This window comes from Mycobacterium rhizamassiliense, from assembly GCF_900157375.1.
Classification (GTDB): domain Bacteria; phylum Actinomycetota; class Actinomycetes; order Mycobacteriales; family Mycobacteriaceae; genus Mycobacterium; species Mycobacterium rhizamassiliense.
Genome location: NZ_LT721901.1, coordinates 4,837,655 through 4,852,977, shown reverse-complemented (window position 1 = coordinate 4,852,977; position 15,323 = coordinate 4,837,655). Strand labels below are relative to the sequence as shown.

Sequence of the window (15,323 nt, the reverse complement as noted above, 5' to 3'; positions counted from 1 at the left end):
GATTTTCGCAGGGTAGCCGCGCAACCGCGATGGGGGCGACGGGTTTTAACGGGAGTTTGACAGCGTTTTTACAGTCCCGGCCGCGGTGAGTTGCTTTCGGCCCCGTCGTCGCCTTACATCAGGGCATGGCTTTGGACGGGGAGGGCGCCGGCGCCGTAACCGCGGTCGCCGAGCAGGAACGGCAGGTCGCGGCGCTGCGGGAGAGCCTTGGCGATCAGCACCCGGACACCCTGGCCGCGCTGCGTGAGCTCATGACAGTGCATCGCGAGGCCGGGAATCTGGCAGCAGCCCTGGGTCTGGCCGAGGAGCTGCTCGCGGAGAGCCGGCAGCGACTCGGTCCGCAACATCCGGAAACCCTGTCGATGGCTGTGGCGATCGCCAATTGGCGCCAGCATCTGGGCGACGTGGCCCGTGCGGCCGACGATCTGGCGGGGCTGATCCCGCTGCTGGATGGCGAGCTGGGGCGCGATCACCCCGACACGCTGACCGCCCGCCACATGCTGGCGAGCTACGCGGGGCCGGACACGGATCCGGCTCTCGCAGTGACGACCTGGTTCCAGTTATTCGCCGACGAACAGCGGGTTTTCGGCGCCGAGAACTTGACGACGCTGGGGGCGCGGCACAACCTCGCGATCTGGCGCCGGCAGCTCGGCGACATCGTCGGCGCGACCGACGAGATGGCGCAGGTATCGAGCGTCCGGGCCAGGCTGCTGGGCAACGAGCATCCCGACACCTTGGCCAGCTGGCGGGCCTGGGTGACCTGGCGCGGCGACGCCGGTGACACCGAGGGGGCCCACGCCGGTGCGGCGACGTTGATCCCGCTGCTTGGCAAGGTCTTTGGCGATGACCACGAGCAGACACTCGGTATGCGTCATCTGTGCTTGTTGTGGGCGCCAGCATCGCCGAATCGCGACATCGAGGTGCTCGCGGATTGGGCGGTCCTGATCGACGAGGAGATACGCGCGCTGGGGATCGACCATCCGCTGACCGTCGCCGGGCAGACGGCGTTCGCGGCTCGGCGCGCCGACTGGGAGGCCGACCTCGACGAGGGCGAGTGGGTCGACGCGGACCTCTACCAACAGATGGAGCTCGACCAGGGCGACGGCGAGCCGACCAAGGAACTCGCGGCGCGGGCCAAGGAGTACGCCACCGAGCATCGCTCGCGGATCGAGGCGCTGCTGGAGCACGTCATCGTGATGAAGAAGGAGATCGGCGAACGCAGCAAGGCATTCGGCGACGGTTCGGAATCGGCGCTGAGCGCCCGCTACGACCTCGCCTACGCGCTGTGGAACGGTGGCGAGTACCCGGACGCGGCGCAGTGCACCCAACATCTGCTCGAAGACTGCGCGCGCAACCTCGGCGACGAGCACGCGCTGACGGCGTCGGTGCGGCAGCTGCAGGCCGCCGGGCAGCGCTACACCCAATTCCCGTTGGGCGGCGGTGACAGTGAGCCGCCCGCGGACATCGCCGTCTCCGTCGATGAGCCCGACACCGTGTTCCCGAACATGACCGTCAGCCAGGTCGACGATATCCGGCGTTACGCCGCCGAGGCGCTGGCCGAGATCGGAATGGAGGCGGCCCTTTCCGCCGACGGCACCGCGTTCGTCGCTCCCGACGGTGCGGCGTGCTGGTTGGAAGAGCTGGTCAGGCCCTGCAGCACACGACCGTCCGATCAGTGGCGCCCCGTGATCACCGACATCATGACGAAGTTCGCCGCGTTTTCGACGTCGCTATCCACGGTCGGCACCATGGAGTGGCCGGAGCTGTCCACCCGCGTACGGGCCCGGGTGGTGCCCGGTATCGACGTCGAGCAGGCCCAGGGGGCGTTGTCCTATGCGTGGCCACTCGCCGACGGGCTGTACGAGGTGCTCTGCCTCGATTTCCCCGACGTGATCAGTTACCTGACCACCAGCCAACTTCAGACCCATGACATCGACCGCCTACGCGAGGCCGCGCGCCGCAACACCGCCGCCGAGCCGATCGAAGGCGCCGAAGCGGTCGAGGGTGACGGGGTGGATGTGCAGTGGCTCCACGGCGCCTCGTCGTTCGTCGCGTCGAAGATCCTCGACCTGCAGGCGCTGATACCCGAGTACATCCCGGACGCCTCCCACGGCGTTGTCCTGGGCGTGCCGAACCGCAACCATCTCTTCCTGCACGCGGTCAGCACCAGCAAGAAGATGCTCGCGTCGATTAACACCATGTCGACGGTGTGCCCCGCGTTTTGCAAGGAGTATCCGGGACCCATCAACGGCGACCTCTACTTCTGGAAAGACGGTGTGCTGCAGCGCATTTCCCGCCAGGCGCCCGACACCGGGCAGTATTATGTCGAATTCTCCGGCGCCATCGGCACTACCCTGGCGGAGCTGCCCGACTAAGTGCCGATCCGATCAAGGATGTGCGGCAACGAAAGTCTCGTTCGGCACCCTGGCGGCGAGCTCCTCGACATCGAACGGTCGATCGAGACGGGCGTGCAGTGACTCGCGATCGATCAGAAGTCTGATCTCGGCGGTTTGGCGGGCGAACAGCCGCCCGAAAACCGGGTAGAACCGCCGCATTATCGCTCGCTCGGCGCGGCTGCAACGCGCCGCGCAGTAGCCGACGTGGCCCAGCTCGTCGGTAAGAATCTCGGTGTACAGCAGCTCAATTCGTGCGGCCACCGCGGGTTCGTCGGCGAACAACTCGACACCGACGCGGCGCAACTCGTCGAACATGATGCAGCCAGCCATTTCGGCCGCCCCCACGAACAGGAACCCGAACCGCTCGGGCAGGAAGACTTCCATCTTGACGAACTGCCGCATGACCATCGGTGGCACCACGACCTGAAACGGTAGGGAGAACAGGTCGAGCACGTAGGCCAGCAACCGAGTGTGATAGTGCTCCTCGAGTGCGAGGTAGATTCGCTCCGGCGGTTGATCCTCGCCACCGATGCGGCCGTACGTGTCGCCCAAATCCACCCCGAATCGCTCCGCCTGGTTGAGCTTTGCGGTCGCCAATACGAAGAGCATCTCGCGGCTCAGGCCCGGTTCGGGCCGACGGCGCCGAAGGTTGCGCAGGAACACATCCCGGTCGATCGAGTGAGTGGAGCGCAGCGGGTCGGCCTCCAGCGACGAGAAGAACTCCTCACGGTTCGCCAGTCGACGGTGCATGAGATCCGCGTCGCCGTCGCGTTGCGCGAGATAGGCCCGGTATCCATCGATGCCTGTGGCGGTCATTGCTTCTCCATTCCTCCGACGATGGTCTTCACATATCGGTCCAACAGCGCCGTACGCGCCCGGGACGCCGTTCCCGCGGTCGAAAGCAACGCGAACAGTCCCGTCATGAAGATCACCCCGAGCTCTCCCGCATCCACGTCTGGGTGGACACGTCTGGCGGCCTGGGCTTCGGCGATCGCAGCGATCACGAAGGCCGCCAACGGATGCTGTCCAAGCTCGTCTTCGACGGGTCGTGCCGCCGAGAAGTGCAATCCCAGCATGTCCCGGAAAACGATTGGGCCTAAGCGTTGTTCGGCCTCGAGGACGTGATGCACCAGCCGCGTGAGCAACGAAAGCAGATTCGGCTGCCTGCTCGTCCTGGCGCTGAGCTTGGCCACGATCCTGCTCTCCTCGTCCCGCTCCAGCTCGACCAGGACGTGCTCCTTGGTGGGGAAGTGGAAGTAGAACGTTCCGCGCACCACGCCCGCAGCGGCGGCGATCGCCGCGACATCGGTCCCCGCCAGTCCGGACCTACCGATCTCGGCCACTGCCGCGTCAAACACACGCCGGCGCGTCTGTAGCCGTTGCGTCTCCCTGGCGCTGGGGGCCGGAGCGGGGCGTTCCGAAGTGGACATCATGGCGGGCACATGGCGACCCTAGCGGGATCGACTGACGGTCGTCAATGACGGCCGTCAACGAAATCGACGAGGCGGCTCAACTGCCCTCCCAGTCAGCGGGCGCTGGCGGCCGGTGCGCAGTGGCCGCGGGCGTAACCTCATTGCGAAATAACTAGCGGAGCTTCGCAGTGGCGTTACGCTGGCGCTTCCGAAGAAAGGCTGAGATGGATTTCGCACTCGACGCCGGGCAGCGCGCGTGGCTGGCCGAGGTTCGCGAATTCCTTCGTGACAACGTCACCCCGGAACTACAGGCGGAGCTCGCCGAGCACGATCTCGAATTCCCCAACGGCGAGGTAGCCCGCTTCCGCCGCAAGATCGGCGAGAAGGGCTGGTTCGGGCTGAACTGGCCCCGCGAGTACGGCGGCCTCGGCCTGGGCGCGGTCCACCAGCACCTGCTGATGAGCGAATTCGAATACGCCGGCGTGCCCGGGCCCGACCTGACCGTCACCTCCGTGGCGCCGATGATCATGCGGCACGGCACCGAGCAGAACAAGACCGAATGGCTGCCGCTGATCGCCAGGGGCGAAATGATCTGCGCCGTAGGTTATTCCGAACCCGAGGCCGGAACAGACCTGGCGAGCCTGCGCACCCGCGCCACGCGCGAGGGCGAAGACTGGGTGATCAACGGCACCAAGATCTGGAACAGCGGCGCGCAGCGCGCCACCCACGAGTGGCTCTGCGTGCGCACCGATCCCGACGGCGCGCGGCATCGGGGGATCTCGGTCATCATCGTTCCGATCGACAGCCCCGGCGTGACGATCCGACCGCTCTACGCGTGGTCGGGCTACCGCACCAACGAGGTGCATTTCCAGGACGTCCGGGTCCCGGTTACGAACCTGGTGGGTGAGGTCAACCGCGGCTGGACCTACATCACCGGCGCGCTGGATCTGGAACGCGGTGCGCTGACCAACGCAGGCGATCTGCGCCGCGCCGTGGATGAGCTTCGCGACCTGGCCCGGCGATCGCGCCGTGACGGCACGGTGCCTGCGGAGGACCCGGCCCTGCGCCGCCGCTTGGCACGGGCCGAGGCCGATGTCGAGGTGGCGACCCTGATGGGGTATCAGGCCGCCTCGATCCTCGACGACGGCGTCATCCCCACCGTGGAGGTCAGCGTCGAAAAGGTCTTCACCAGCGAGCTCCGCCAGCGCATCGCCACCTTGGGTCTCGACGTGCTCGGCCCCGACGGCTTGCTGGCGCATCGCAGCGAAAAGGCGCCCCTGGCGGGCAAATTCGAACGCCTCTACCGGGCGGCGCCGTTGATGCGGTTCGGGGGAGGAACCAACGAGGTGTTGCGCGACATCATCGCGCAGCGCGGCCACGGTATGCCGTCGTACGGGCGGTGAGGCGAAAGCGATGAAAGCGATACCCACCGCGGAGCAGCGCGAGTTCGCCTCCTCGATGCGGGCCCTGCTCGCGGCCGAATGCCCGGTGACGGTGGTGCGCGCGCTGCAGGAGCCCGGCGCGGACCGAAGCACCCCGACCCTGTGGAAGGCATTGGCCGGCGCCGGTGTCTTCGGGTTGGCGATCGCCGAGGAGTACGGCGGCTCGGGCGGCTCGCTCCAGGACCTGGGCGTCTTCTACACCGAGACAGGTCGTGCGCTGTGCCCCACGACGGCACACAGCAGCATCCTGGCCGCGCTGGCCGTCGACCTGCTCGGCGGGCCCGAGGCCAAGGCCGCCCTGCTGTCACGCCTGGCGAACGGCACCCTGCGCGGCAGCACCGCGCTGTGGAATGCGGGTGACGCCGCCGCCGTCGCACCGGTATTGGCGGCCGATGCCAGCCCAAAGGGATTCCGGCTCAACGGAACCGCGGACTATGTCGCCGATGCCGACGTCGCGGAGCTGATCGTGATCTCCGCCGCGGCGGACGAGCGAACGCTGGTCCTCGCCGTCGACACACACACCGCCGGACTCACCGTCGAGCCGCTGGCCATGGCGGGCGGCCACCGCGCATTCACCCTCCGCTTCGACGACGTTACCGTCGGGGCCGACGCGCTCATCGGTGGCGACGGTTCGGCCGACGCGCTGCGCCGGGTCGCCAACACCGCGGTGGCGCTGGGATCGCTCGACCTGGTGGGGGTGTGCGAGGCGGTGCTGGAGCGCACCGTGGACTACACCACGCTGCGGCAACAATTCGGCAGGCCGATCGCCTCGTTCCAGGCGGCGCAGCACCTGATCGCCAACATGCACATCGCCTTGAGCGGGGCGCGGTTGGCTGCGCAATCCGCGGTGTTCTGGCTCGCGCAGGGGCACACCGCGACCCGGGAAACGGCGATCGCGCGCATGCACGCGGCCGATGCGGCCCGGCTGATCACCCTGGATGCCCACCAGCTGCACGGCGGGATGGGTTACGTGACGGAAACCGACCTGCACTTGTGGAGCGAACGGGCCAGGCTCGCATCGACGTTCGGGGGCGGCGGCGACGTCGCGGCGGCATGGCTGGAGGAAACGTTGGAGGACAGCAGTGGCTGAGGAGAGTTTGATCGACGCCGAATCGGCATCGCGAGTGGGCACCGTCGCGGCGTCGGCTTCCGGCGAGGTCAATCAACGCGACTGGCAGCGGTGGGCCGCGGCGGTCGGCGACCACAACCCGCTGTGGTTCGACCCGGAGTACGCCCGCGCCAACGGCTTTCGCGACATCGTTTGTCCGCCGCTGTTCCTGCAGTACGCCATCCTCGGTGTCGCGCGCCTCGACTCGCTGCGGCCCGACGGCTCCTCGGGAGCGGTGTCGGGCAGCCTCGCGTTTCCCCGCGCGCCGAAGCGGATGGCCGGTGGTGAGAGCTTCCAGTTCCACCTACCGGCCTATCACCGCGACGAAATCGAAATGGTCCGCACCATCGAATCGATCGTCGAAAAGCAGGGCCGCTCCGGCAGATTCGTCTTGGTCACCTGGCACACGGTGTACCGCAACCAGCATCGCGAGCTGGTTGCCGAAGCATCGACGTCGATGATCGCCCGGCCATGACAGGCGCACAAGTGTTTTACGACGACGTCGAGGTGGGGCAAGAAATGCGCACGCTTACCGTGACCGTCGACAAGACCCAGCTGTTCTTCTTCAGCGCCGCCACCTACAACGGCCACCGGATCCACTACGACAAGCAGTGGGCCGAATCCGAGGGCTACGACGACGTATTGGTGCACGGCCCGCTGCAGGCGGCCTTACTGGCCCGCGCGATCGGCGACTGGATCGGTGGAGGCGGCCGCCTGGTGGCGTTCTCGGTGCAGAACCGGGCGACGGCACTGCCCGGTGAGTCATTGACATTCGGCGGCGTGGTCACCGGCAAGCGCCTCTCCGAAGACGGCGCCGGGCTGATCGAGCTCGACATCGCCGGCCGGCGCGGTGAGACGGAATTGATGCCGGGAACCGCGACGGTTGCGCTGCCGCGTCGCGGGGCACCGTCGTGACGGGATTGCGCGGCGAGGCGGCCATCGTCGGGATCGCCGAATTGCCCGCCGAGCGCCGTCCCACCGGGCCGCCGCGATTCACCCTCGACCAGTACGCGCTGCTGGCGAAGCTGGTGATCGAGGACGCGGGCGTCGACCCGTCGTGCATCAATGGGCTGCTCACCCACGGTGTGGCCGAATCGGCGATGTTCGCTCCGGCCACGCTGTGCGAATACCTGGGCTTCGCCCTGGATTTCGGTGAGCGGGTCGATCTGGGCGGGGCCACCTCCGCGGGCATGGTCTGGCGGGCCGCCGCGGCCGTCGAGCTCGGGATCTGCGAAGCGGCGCTGGCCGTCGTCCCGGGCTCGCTGGCGGTGCCACAGTCGCAGCGACGGCCCGCTGCAGAGCCGAATTGGTATGGCGCCTCGTCCAACAACTACGGCTCGCCGCAGGCCGAGTTCGAGATCCCCTATGGGAACGTGGGCCAGAACGCGCCGTACGCGCAGATCGCCCAGCGCTACGCCGCGGAGTACGGTTACGACCCGGCCGCGGTTGCCAAGATCGCCGTCGACCAACGCACCAATGCGTGCGCGCATCCGGGCGCGGTCTTCCACGGCACGCCCATCACCGTCGACGACGTGCTGGACAGCCCGATGATCGCCGACCCGATCCACATGCTGGAAACCGTGATGCGGGTGCATGGCGGAGTGGGCGTGCTGATCGCCAACGCCGAGATCGCGCGCAAGGGGCGCCATCGCCCGGTCTGGATCAAGGGCTTCGGCGAACACATCGCTTTCAAGACGCCGACATACGCCGACGACCTGCTGAACACGCCGATCGCCCGTGCCGCCGACAAGGCGTTCGCCATGGCCGGGCTGACCCGGTCGGACGTCGACGTCGCGTCGATCTACGATTGCTACACCATCACCGTGCTGATGAGCCTGGAAGACGCCGGCTTCTGCGCCAAGGGCACCGGGATGTCCTGGGTCGCCGGCCACGACCTCACCCATCGCGGCGACTTTCCCCTCAACACCGCGGGCGGCCAACTGTCCTACGGCCAGGCCGGCATGGCGGGCGGCATGCACCACGTCGTCGACGGCGCACGGCAGATCATGGGACGGGCCGGCGCCGCCCAGGTGCCGGACTGCCACACCGCGTTCGTCACCGGCAACGGCGGCATCATGAGCGAGCAGGTCGCCCTGCTGATGCGGGGGGACTGAGGCGATGACCGCGTATCCGATTCCCGAACCGACGCCGGTCTCCCAGCCCTTCTGGGATGGCTTGGCGCAGCACCGAATTCTGGTGCAGTTCTCGCCGTCGCTGAACCGCTACGTCTTCTATCCACGCAGCCTTGCCCCTGGGACGCTGGCCGACGACCTGGAATGGCGCGAAATCGACGGCGCCGGAACGCTGTACACGTTCACCGTCGCGCGCAGGCCCACCGGGCCACCGTGGGCGGACGCCGTGCCGCAACTGCTCGCCGTGGTGCAGTGGGATGCCGGCCCGCGGATCAGCACCGAGCTGGTCGAGGCGGAACCCGACGACATTCGAATCGGGATGCGCGTGCGACCGGTGTTCTGCGATCTGCCGGACGCCGGTGTCACGCTGCTGAGGTACCGGCCCGCATGACGGGCTCACTGGCGAGGGGCGGAGGTGCGCATGGACGATGACGTGCAGGCGATGCTGGCGCGCCTCAACGAGGGATTCCCGCACGTCGAAGAAATGGCGGGAGCGCAGGCGCGCGCCGCGGTGGCGGCACGACGGATGCCCGTCGACAATCTCGCGGACGTGCGCAGCACCGCCGACCGCTCCATTCCCGGGGCCGCCGGCACCATCGGAGTCCGCATCTATTACCCACACGGCGAACCGGTCGGCTCGCGGCCCGGCATCGTGTTCTATCACGGCGGCGGATTCGTGTTCTGCGACATCGAATCTCACGACGGGTTCTGCCGGGCGCTGGCGCGCGGCACCCAGGCGGTCGTGGTTTCGGTCGGCTACCGCCTGGCGCCGGAGCATCCCGCGCCCGCGGCGGCGCTCGACGCATTTGCGGCGTTCACCTGGGTGCTGGACCGGGCAACCGAATTGGGCATCGACGCGAGCCGAGTCGCGGTCGCCGGAGACAGCGCGGGCGGAAACCTCGCCGCGGTCACCGCCCTGCTCTGCCGGGATCGCGGCCTCACCCCGCCCGCCGCGCAGGTGTTGCTCTACCCGGCGATCGATCCGTCGTTCGAGACGGACAGCTACCGGCGCTACGGCTCCGGCTACTTCAACACCCGCGCCTCGATGCAGTGGTATTGGAGCCAATACCTTCGGGGTGAAACGGATTTCGACCCGCCGTACCTGGTGGCTCCGGCCCGGGCGGATTCCCACGCGGGCCTGCCCCCGGCCGTCGTCACGACCGCCGGTCTGGACCCGTTGCACAGCGAGGGGTGTGACTACGCGCGCCGATTGCGGGAAGCGGGCGTGCCCGTCGTGCACCGCGACTTTCCCGGACTGTTCCACGGCTTCATGACGATCCAGTCGTTCGCACCGGCACGGTCGGCGCTGGACCTGATCTGCGGCGACCTGACTCAACTGCTGGCCCTTTCGGAAAGCGTGTCGACATGAGCAACGAAACCGACGTCATCGTCATCGGCGCGGGATTCGCCGGGCTCTACGCCGTGCACCGTGCCGCGTCCGCGGGACTGTCGGTCACTGCGCTGGAGGCCGCCCCCGACGTCGGCGGCACCTGGTACTGGAACCGCTACCCGGGTGCCCGCTGTGACGTCGAAAGTGTCGACTACTCATACTCTTTCGACGATGCGCTGCAGGGCAGCTGGACGTGGAGCGAACGCTTCGCGGCCCAGCCGGAGATCCTGGCGTATTTGGGCCATGTCGCCGACCGCTTCGAGCTGCGCCGCCACTACCGGTTCGGTGTCGACGTCGTGGCCGCCGCCTTCACCCAAGCCGACGGTCGCTGGCAAGTGCGCACGGCGACCGGTGAGACGTTCACGGCGCAGTTTCTGCTGTGCGCCACCGGGTGTCTGTCAGCGCTGAACCGGCCGAACATCCCCGGCGTCGACGATTTCGCCGGCGAGGTGTACTTCACGGCCGCCTGGCCGCGCGAGGATCCCGAGCTGCGCGGAAAACGCGTGGGCCTCATCGGGACCGGCTCCTCGGGCATCCAGGTTGCCCCGATCCTCGCCGGCCAGGCCGAGCAGCTGGTGGTGTTCCAGCGGTCGGCGAACTACACCATCCCAATGCCCAACCGGCCGTGGTCGCCGACGGAGCAGGTCCAGATCCAGGAGGAGTACCCCGAGCGGCGCCGGGCGTCGGCCTACGCGTCGGCCGGGACGCCGCACGGGACCTACCACAAGAACGCGGTCGACGCCGACCCCCAGGAACGCCTCGACGCGCTGTGGAAGCGCTGGCGGGAGGGCGGTGTCCTCTTCGCGAAGACGTTCCCCGACCAGAGCAGCAACCTGGCGGCCAACGACATCGCCCGAGAATTCGCCGAAGAGCGCATCCGGGACATCGTCACCGATCCCGTTGTCGCAGCGGACCTCATCCCCGACGACCACCCGATCGGGACCAAGCGCATCTGCACCGATGCCGGCTATTACGCCACCTTCAATCGCGACAACGTGCGGCTGGTGAACCTGCGCCGCGAACCCATCGAGGCGATCACGGCCGACGCAGTACGCACCACCGAAGCCAGCTATCCCTGTGACGTATTGGTCTTCGCGACCGGCTTCGATGCGATGACCGGAGCGCTGAACCGCATCGACCCGACGGGCCCCAGGGGAGAGCGGCTGCACGACATCTGGGCCGACGGTCCCGTGACCTTCCTCGGGCTGATGGTGCCCGGACTGCCCAACCTGTTCACGATCAGTGGGCCCGGCGCCCCGTCGGTGTTGGCGAATATGGTGCTGCACGCCGAGGTTCAGGTCGACTGGGTGATGGACCTGGTTCTCACGGCGCGGCGGCGTGGCGTGCGCGAGATCGAACCCCGCCGTGACGCGGCGCAGTCCTGGACCGCGGCGGTGGCCACCGCCGCCGCGAAAACGCTGTTCCCCAAGGCGGCGTCGTCGTGGTACCTGGGCGCCAACATCGAGGGCAAGAAGCGCGTCTTCATGCCCTACACCGGGGGCTTCGGCACCTACCGCCGCCATTGCGACGACGTGGCCCGCGAGGACTACGCGGGGTTGGTGCTGACGACCCGATGACGAATCCCACTGGGCCGGAAACAGTTCAACAACTGCTGCGGGGGCGCAGGCACGACGACAGCCCCGCGATCGCGCACGGCGACCGGACGTGGAGCTGGCGCGAGCACCTCTCCGAGGCCGAGGCCGAGGCGGCCGCGCTGATCGCCCTCGCCGATCCGGCTCGCCCGCTGCATGTCGGTGCAGTCCTGGGCAATTCGCCGGCGATGCTTCGGGCCATGGCCGCTGCGGCGCTGGGCGGCTACGTGTTGTGCGGCATCAACACGACCCGCCGCGGAACCGGCCTGCTCGGCGACATCCGGCGCTCCGACTGCCAGATCCTGCTCGTCGACACCGAACACCGCGAGCTGCTGGATGGATTGGACCTCAACGGGATTCAGGTCATCGATGTGACCGGCACCCCGTATGCGGAGGCGGTGGCCGCGGCGCCGCCGCTGATTCCCCATCGCGAGGTTGTCGGTGCCGACACGCTGATGATGATCTTCACGTCCGGCACCAGCGGCGACCCCAAGGCCGTCCGGTTGGCACACGCGATGGCGGTCATGTGCGGCGCCAGCCTGATCTTCCAGTACGACGTCACCGCCGATGACGTCTGCTACCTGGCCATGCCGCTGTTCCACTCCAACGGGGTCGCCGCCGGGTGGGCGGTGGCGATCGGCAGCGGCGCGTGCATGGTCCCGGCGAAGTTCTCGCCGTCGCGGTTCCTCGACGATGTGCGCCGCTACGGCGTGACGTATCTGAACTACGTCGGCAAGCCGCTCGCCCTGCTCCTGTCGACGCCGGAACGTCCCGACGACGCCGACACCACGCTGCGGATGGCGTTCGGCAACGAGGCGACCGACCGCGACATCGCGGCCTTCGCCAAGCGTTTCGGCTGCCGGGTGGTCGACAGCTTCGGCTCCAGCGAGTTCGCGGTCATCGTCGTGCGGGAGGACGGCACCCCGCCCGGATCGATCGGCAAACCCTATGCGGGGGTGAGCATCTACCATCCGGCGACCCGGTCCGAATGCGACGTCGCGCAGTTCGACGAACACGGCGCCCTGACCAACTTCGACCGGGCGGTCGGTGAACTCGTCAACACCCAGGGCGCGGGCCCGTTCGTCGGCTACTACAACAACCCCGACGCCACCGCCGAGCGCATGCGGCACGGCATGTACTGGTCGGGTGATCTGGCCTACCGTGACGCCGACGGCTGGATCTATTTGGCCGGCCGCACCGCGGATTGGATGCGGGTGGACGGCGAAAACCTGGCGGCGGCACCGATCGAGCGGATCCTGGAGCGACTGCCCCAGGTGAGCCAGGTCGCGGTGTACGCCGTGCCCGACGACAGCGTCGGCGATCAGGTGATGGCGGCGCTCGTGCTGCGCAAGGGAACGGGGTTGGAGCCCAACGACTTCGAAGCGTTCCTCGCCGCGCAACCCGACTTATCGCCGAAGGCCTGGCCGCGTTATGTGCGGATCAACGACGAACTCCCGGCAACCGCCACCAACAAGATCCTCAAGCGTGAGCTCATCGCCGCCGGCGTCAGCGCCGAAGGCGGCGAGCTGTTCGTCCGACAACCGCGCGGCACGTCCTACACGGTCGAGCCGGCCGGCGGGCATGCAAAAACGCTGACGACGCGACCGGTCTCGACTCAACAGACGCCGTAGCTCAGTTGGATTCCGCGGGCGTCGGCGCCTCACCGAACCGGGCGAGCATCAACGTCGCCGACACCGCGACGACAAAGCCGGCGATCACCAACCAACCGAGGCCCGCGCGGGCGGTGTCGCCCAGCCAGACCACGCCGACCAACGCCGGTGCGATCGTCTCGCCGACGACCATCGCGGCCACCGTCGTCGTCACCGAGCCGCGCTGCAACGCCGAGGTGAGTAGCAGGAAGCCCGCCGCACCACCGCCGGCCGCGGCGTACACCGCGGGATGGGTGTAGAACGCCGCCTTGGTGGGGTCCATCTGGTCCATCAGGCGCACGCCGATCTCGACCACACCGAAGCCGCTGCCCGCCGCCAGGCCAAGGGCGAACCCGCGCTCGCGGTCGGGCAAGCGGCCCGCGACCGCCCCGACCACGAAAATCACGGCGACAACGACGATCAGCGCCCAACCGAGCCCGGCGGGTGCGTGGCGAAAGTGTCCGGGCCCGGCCGCGCACGCCAGCGCGGCCAGGCTCACGCAGACCACCCCTACCGCCGTCCACTCCGCGCGGGAGAGCCGCGCCGACAACAGCCACGCGGACACCACACCGGTGACGGCGATCGAGGCGGCCAGCGCCGCGGCGACGACGTAGATCGGCACCAGGCGCAGCGCCATGACTTGAAGCACAAAACCCAGACCGTCTAGCGCAATACCGACCACGTAGCGCCACTGCCGGACCGCGCGCAGCAACAGCATCGCGTCGACGCCCGATTTGCTGTTGCCGGATTCCACCGACCGTGCCGCGATCGCCTGAAACACCGTGGCCGTGCCGTAACACACCGAACAGCCCAGAGCGAGGAGGAAACCGAGTAGCACGGTTCGACCCTACGGCCTCACGGGTGCCCCTTGCTGGGTTGCCGACCGCCGCTGATAGACGTAATGCAGGACCAGCGCAGTCACGATGCCGTATCCGAGATGGGGGATCAGATCGCTGATCCAGTCGACCAGGCTCCACGTCCGGGGATCGGTCACGCCGAGGACGGTCATCGGCCCGTTGGTGCCGACCAGCGCGAGGGCCGACGCGACGAGCGTGGCGAGGAGCAGTCCGGGCCGCCAGCCGAGCGCGAAGGCCAGCCCGAGGATCATGCCCATGCCGATGCCCGCCGCATACCCGGTGAGCGCGCCGATGCCCGAGATCCGATTGGCCAGGACGTCACCGCTTCCCGGCACGGTGAGGCCGAACAATCGCGCCATCGCCTCCACCGTCCGTTCGGGCGTGCTGCTGGTCGGGCGGCCCCGCACCGCGATGTCGAGGTAGGTGATCACGTTCAGGGTGGTGGTGCCCACGGCGCCGGCGGCCGCGCCGCTCAACAGCCCGGGCCACACCAGGTTCCATTGCAGTGCCGACCGGAGCCGGTGAATCTGACTGGTTTCCATAGCGATCGTCTCCTGTGCCGCCCGATGCAAGCGCGATCTTCGTCCCGGTAATGATAGGGGCCGCACCGCGGCCTCATGCCGCGTTACGGCCCTGTACATCAGGCGCTCGGAGTCTAGAATCGGTTGTCATGGCCCATCACACGGGCAGGATGGCAGCCGCGCTCTGCGGCGGTGCGGCGGTGCTCGCCCTGACCTTCGGCGGCGCCGGCGCCCTGCACACCAACGCGGACCCCTCGCCGACCGTCGACCCCACTCCCAGCACGTCTCCAGGACCGGACGACTGCTGCAACGCGGCCCAGCCCCAGGGAAACGGCACCTGGGACTGCAAATCCGGCCTGAACTGCGGGCCCATCAACCCGTCGCGGCCCCCGCCGGTGACCAACCCGCCGCGCCTTGCTCCGTCGCAGCAGGCGGAGCCACAGACGCCCAAGCAGGCCAGCGAGCTGTAGGCGGCCGATCGCGCGCGGTTTGCCTATCATGTCGTCATGAGCACGGGTAGGCATTCGGTCCCGCTTGCCTTGTGCGGCGGCGCTGCCGCCCTCGCCTTGGCGTTCTGCGGCATTGGCTCGGCCGAAGGGCCCTCGCTCGGCGCCGCCCCTTCGCCCAGTGTGGTCCCGGCGCCCCCATCGCCGGGGGATGGCGGCGCGCTGCCGGTCAAGCCCGCCGGTGGCGGCGGCTGCGTCCTCGGCCTGAACTGCGGGCCCATTCATCCGAACCCGCCACCGCCGCCGCACCGCCATCCGAGTCTGGCGCCCAGTCCGCAACACGCGGCCGCCGGACCGCAGAATCCCTGACCTGCGGCG

At 68.5% G+C, this 15,323-nt stretch carries 16 protein-coding genes; 12 read left to right on the top strand and 4 right to left on the bottom strand.

Annotated elements, in window-relative coordinates:
* Window positions 1-125 precede the first annotated feature (125 nt).
* Window positions 126-2,375 carry a tetratricopeptide repeat protein gene (locus MRAB57_RS23390; RefSeq protein WP_077089457.1) on the top strand — a complete coding sequence of 750 codons (2,250 nt, stop codon included), beginning with the start codon at window positions 126-128 and terminating at the stop codon, window positions 2,373-2,375.
* Window positions 2,376-2,387: 12 nt separating this feature from the next.
* Here MRAB57_RS23390 and MRAB57_RS23385 read toward each other — a convergent pair whose 3' ends face one another.
* Window positions 2,388-3,212 carry a hypothetical protein gene (locus tag MRAB57_RS23385; RefSeq protein WP_077089456.1) on the bottom strand — a complete coding sequence of 275 codons (825 nt, stop codon included), beginning with the start codon at window positions 3,210-3,212 and terminating at the stop codon, window positions 2,388-2,390.
* Window positions 3,209-3,826, bottom strand: a complete 618-nt coding sequence (locus MRAB57_RS23380) for a TetR family transcriptional regulator (protein WP_077090797.1) — start codon at window positions 3,824-3,826, stop codon at window positions 3,209-3,211. Before MRAB57_RS23380 ends, MRAB57_RS23385 begins: the two co-directional genes overlap by 4 nt.
* Window positions 3,827-4,032: 206 nt before the next feature.
* Here MRAB57_RS23380 and MRAB57_RS23375 point away from each other — a divergent pair, with 206 nt between their 5' ends.
* From MRAB57_RS23375 to fadD1, 9 genes are read left to right on the top strand one after another with little or no spacing between them, the layout of a single operon-like run.
* On the top strand, window positions 4,033-5,211 hold the full coding sequence (locus MRAB57_RS23375) for an acyl-CoA dehydrogenase family protein (RefSeq protein WP_077089455.1): 1,179 nt from the start codon (window positions 4,033-4,035) through the stop codon (window positions 5,209-5,211).
* Between the two features lie 10 nt (window positions 5,212-5,221).
* Window positions 5,222-6,340 (top strand): acyl-CoA dehydrogenase family protein, encoded by a 1,119-nt coding sequence (locus MRAB57_RS23370; protein WP_077089454.1) that lies wholly within the window; start codon window positions 5,222-5,224, stop codon window positions 6,338-6,340.
* Window positions 6,333-6,833 (top strand): MaoC family dehydratase, encoded by a 501-nt coding sequence (locus MRAB57_RS23365; protein WP_077089453.1) that lies wholly within the window; start codon window positions 6,333-6,335, stop codon window positions 6,831-6,833. Before MRAB57_RS23370 ends, MRAB57_RS23365 begins: the two co-directional genes overlap by 8 nt.
* Entirely contained in the window at window positions 6,830-7,273 is a 444-nt protein-coding gene (locus tag MRAB57_RS23360; protein ID WP_077089452.1) for a MaoC/PaaZ C-terminal domain-containing protein, read from the top strand. The genes MRAB57_RS23365 and MRAB57_RS23360 overlap by 4 nt, the downstream gene beginning before the upstream one ends.
* On the top strand, window positions 7,270-8,472 hold the full coding sequence (locus tag MRAB57_RS23355; RefSeq protein ID WP_077089451.1) for a thiolase family protein: 1,203 nt from the start codon (window positions 7,270-7,272) through the stop codon (window positions 8,470-8,472). The genes MRAB57_RS23360 and MRAB57_RS23355 overlap by 4 nt, the downstream gene beginning before the upstream one ends.
* A 4-nt stretch (window positions 8,473-8,476) precedes the next feature.
* Window positions 8,477-8,881: a Zn-ribbon domain-containing OB-fold protein gene (locus MRAB57_RS23350; RefSeq protein WP_077089450.1), complete on the top strand. Its 405-nt coding sequence runs from the start codon at window positions 8,477-8,479 to the stop codon at window positions 8,879-8,881.
* A gap of 24 nt (window positions 8,882-8,905) precedes the next feature.
* Complete coding sequence (locus MRAB57_RS23345; RefSeq protein ID WP_077089449.1) at window positions 8,906-9,859, top strand: alpha/beta hydrolase; 954 nt, start codon at window positions 8,906-8,908, stop codon at window positions 9,857-9,859.
* Window positions 9,856-11,457 carry a flavin-containing monooxygenase gene (locus MRAB57_RS23340; RefSeq protein WP_077089448.1) on the top strand — a complete coding sequence of 534 codons (1,602 nt, stop codon included), beginning with the start codon at window positions 9,856-9,858 and terminating at the stop codon, window positions 11,455-11,457. The genes MRAB57_RS23345 and MRAB57_RS23340 overlap by 4 nt, the downstream gene beginning before the upstream one ends.
* Complete coding sequence (gene fadD1, locus MRAB57_RS23335; RefSeq protein WP_077089447.1) at window positions 11,454-13,103, top strand: fatty-acid--CoA ligase FadD1; 1,650 nt, start codon at window positions 11,454-11,456, stop codon at window positions 13,101-13,103. Before MRAB57_RS23340 ends, fadD1 begins: the two co-directional genes overlap by 4 nt.
* 1 nt (window position 13,104) lies before the next feature.
* On the opposite strand, the gene MRAB57_RS23330 is transcribed toward fadD1, so the two are convergent.
* Both MRAB57_RS23330 and MRAB57_RS23325 read right to left on the bottom strand, forming a co-directional pair.
* Window positions 13,105-13,959 (bottom strand): DMT family transporter, encoded by an 855-nt coding sequence (locus tag MRAB57_RS23330; RefSeq protein ID WP_077089446.1) that lies wholly within the window; start codon window positions 13,957-13,959, stop codon window positions 13,105-13,107.
* A 9-nt stretch (window positions 13,960-13,968) separates the two neighbouring features.
* Complete coding sequence (locus MRAB57_RS23325; protein ID WP_077089445.1) at window positions 13,969-14,520, bottom strand: hypothetical protein; 552 nt, start codon at window positions 14,518-14,520, stop codon at window positions 13,969-13,971.
* Between the two features lie 128 nt (window positions 14,521-14,648).
* On the opposite strand from MRAB57_RS23325, the gene MRAB57_RS23320 reads away from it, so the two are divergent.
* Both MRAB57_RS23320 and MRAB57_RS28665 read left to right on the top strand, forming a co-directional pair.
* Window positions 14,649-14,969 (top strand): hypothetical protein, encoded by a 321-nt coding sequence (locus MRAB57_RS23320; protein WP_157900656.1) that lies wholly within the window; start codon window positions 14,649-14,651, stop codon window positions 14,967-14,969.
* Window positions 14,970-15,005: 36 nt separating this feature from the next.
* Window positions 15,006-15,314 (top strand): hypothetical protein, encoded by a 309-nt coding sequence (locus MRAB57_RS28665; protein ID WP_157900655.1) that lies wholly within the window; start codon window positions 15,006-15,008, stop codon window positions 15,312-15,314.
* Window positions 15,315-15,323: the final 9 nt, after the last annotated feature.

What these genes read in the sequence shown, in the direction of transcription:
- MRAB57_RS23390 (WP_077089457.1), top strand. Translation starts at nt 126, where the DNA reads ATGGCTTTGGACGGGGAGGGCGCCGGCGCCGTAACCGCGGTCGCCGAG.
- MRAB57_RS23385 (WP_077089456.1), bottom strand. Translation starts at nt 3,212, where the DNA reads ATGACCGCCACAGGCATCGATGGATACCGGGCCTATCTCGCGCAACGC.
- MRAB57_RS23380 (WP_077090797.1), bottom strand. Translation starts at nt 3,826, where the DNA reads ATGTCCACTTCGGAACGCCCCGCTCCGGCCCCCAGCGCCAGGGAGACG.
- MRAB57_RS23375 (WP_077089455.1), top strand. Translation starts at nt 4,033, where the DNA reads ATGGATTTCGCACTCGACGCCGGGCAGCGCGCGTGGCTGGCCGAGGTT.
- MRAB57_RS23370 (WP_077089454.1), top strand. Translation starts at nt 5,222, where the DNA reads ATGAAAGCGATACCCACCGCGGAGCAGCGCGAGTTCGCCTCCTCGATG.
- MRAB57_RS23360 (WP_077089452.1), top strand. Translation starts at nt 6,830, where the DNA reads ATGACAGGCGCACAAGTGTTTTACGACGACGTCGAGGTGGGGCAAGAA.
- MRAB57_RS23350 (WP_077089450.1), top strand. Translation starts at nt 8,477, where the DNA reads ATGACCGCGTATCCGATTCCCGAACCGACGCCGGTCTCCCAGCCCTTC.
- MRAB57_RS23340 (WP_077089448.1), top strand. Translation starts at nt 9,856, where the DNA reads ATGAGCAACGAAACCGACGTCATCGTCATCGGCGCGGGATTCGCCGGG.
- fadD1 (WP_077089447.1), top strand. Translation starts at nt 11,454, where the DNA reads ATGACGAATCCCACTGGGCCGGAAACAGTTCAACAACTGCTGCGGGGG.
- MRAB57_RS23325 (WP_077089445.1), bottom strand. Translation starts at nt 14,520, where the DNA reads ATGGAAACCAGTCAGATTCACCGGCTCCGGTCGGCACTGCAATGGAAC.
- MRAB57_RS23320 (WP_157900656.1), top strand. Translation starts at nt 14,649, where the DNA reads ATGGCCCATCACACGGGCAGGATGGCAGCCGCGCTCTGCGGCGGTGCG.
- MRAB57_RS28665 (WP_157900655.1), top strand. Translation starts at nt 15,006, where the DNA reads ATGAGCACGGGTAGGCATTCGGTCCCGCTTGCCTTGTGCGGCGGCGCT.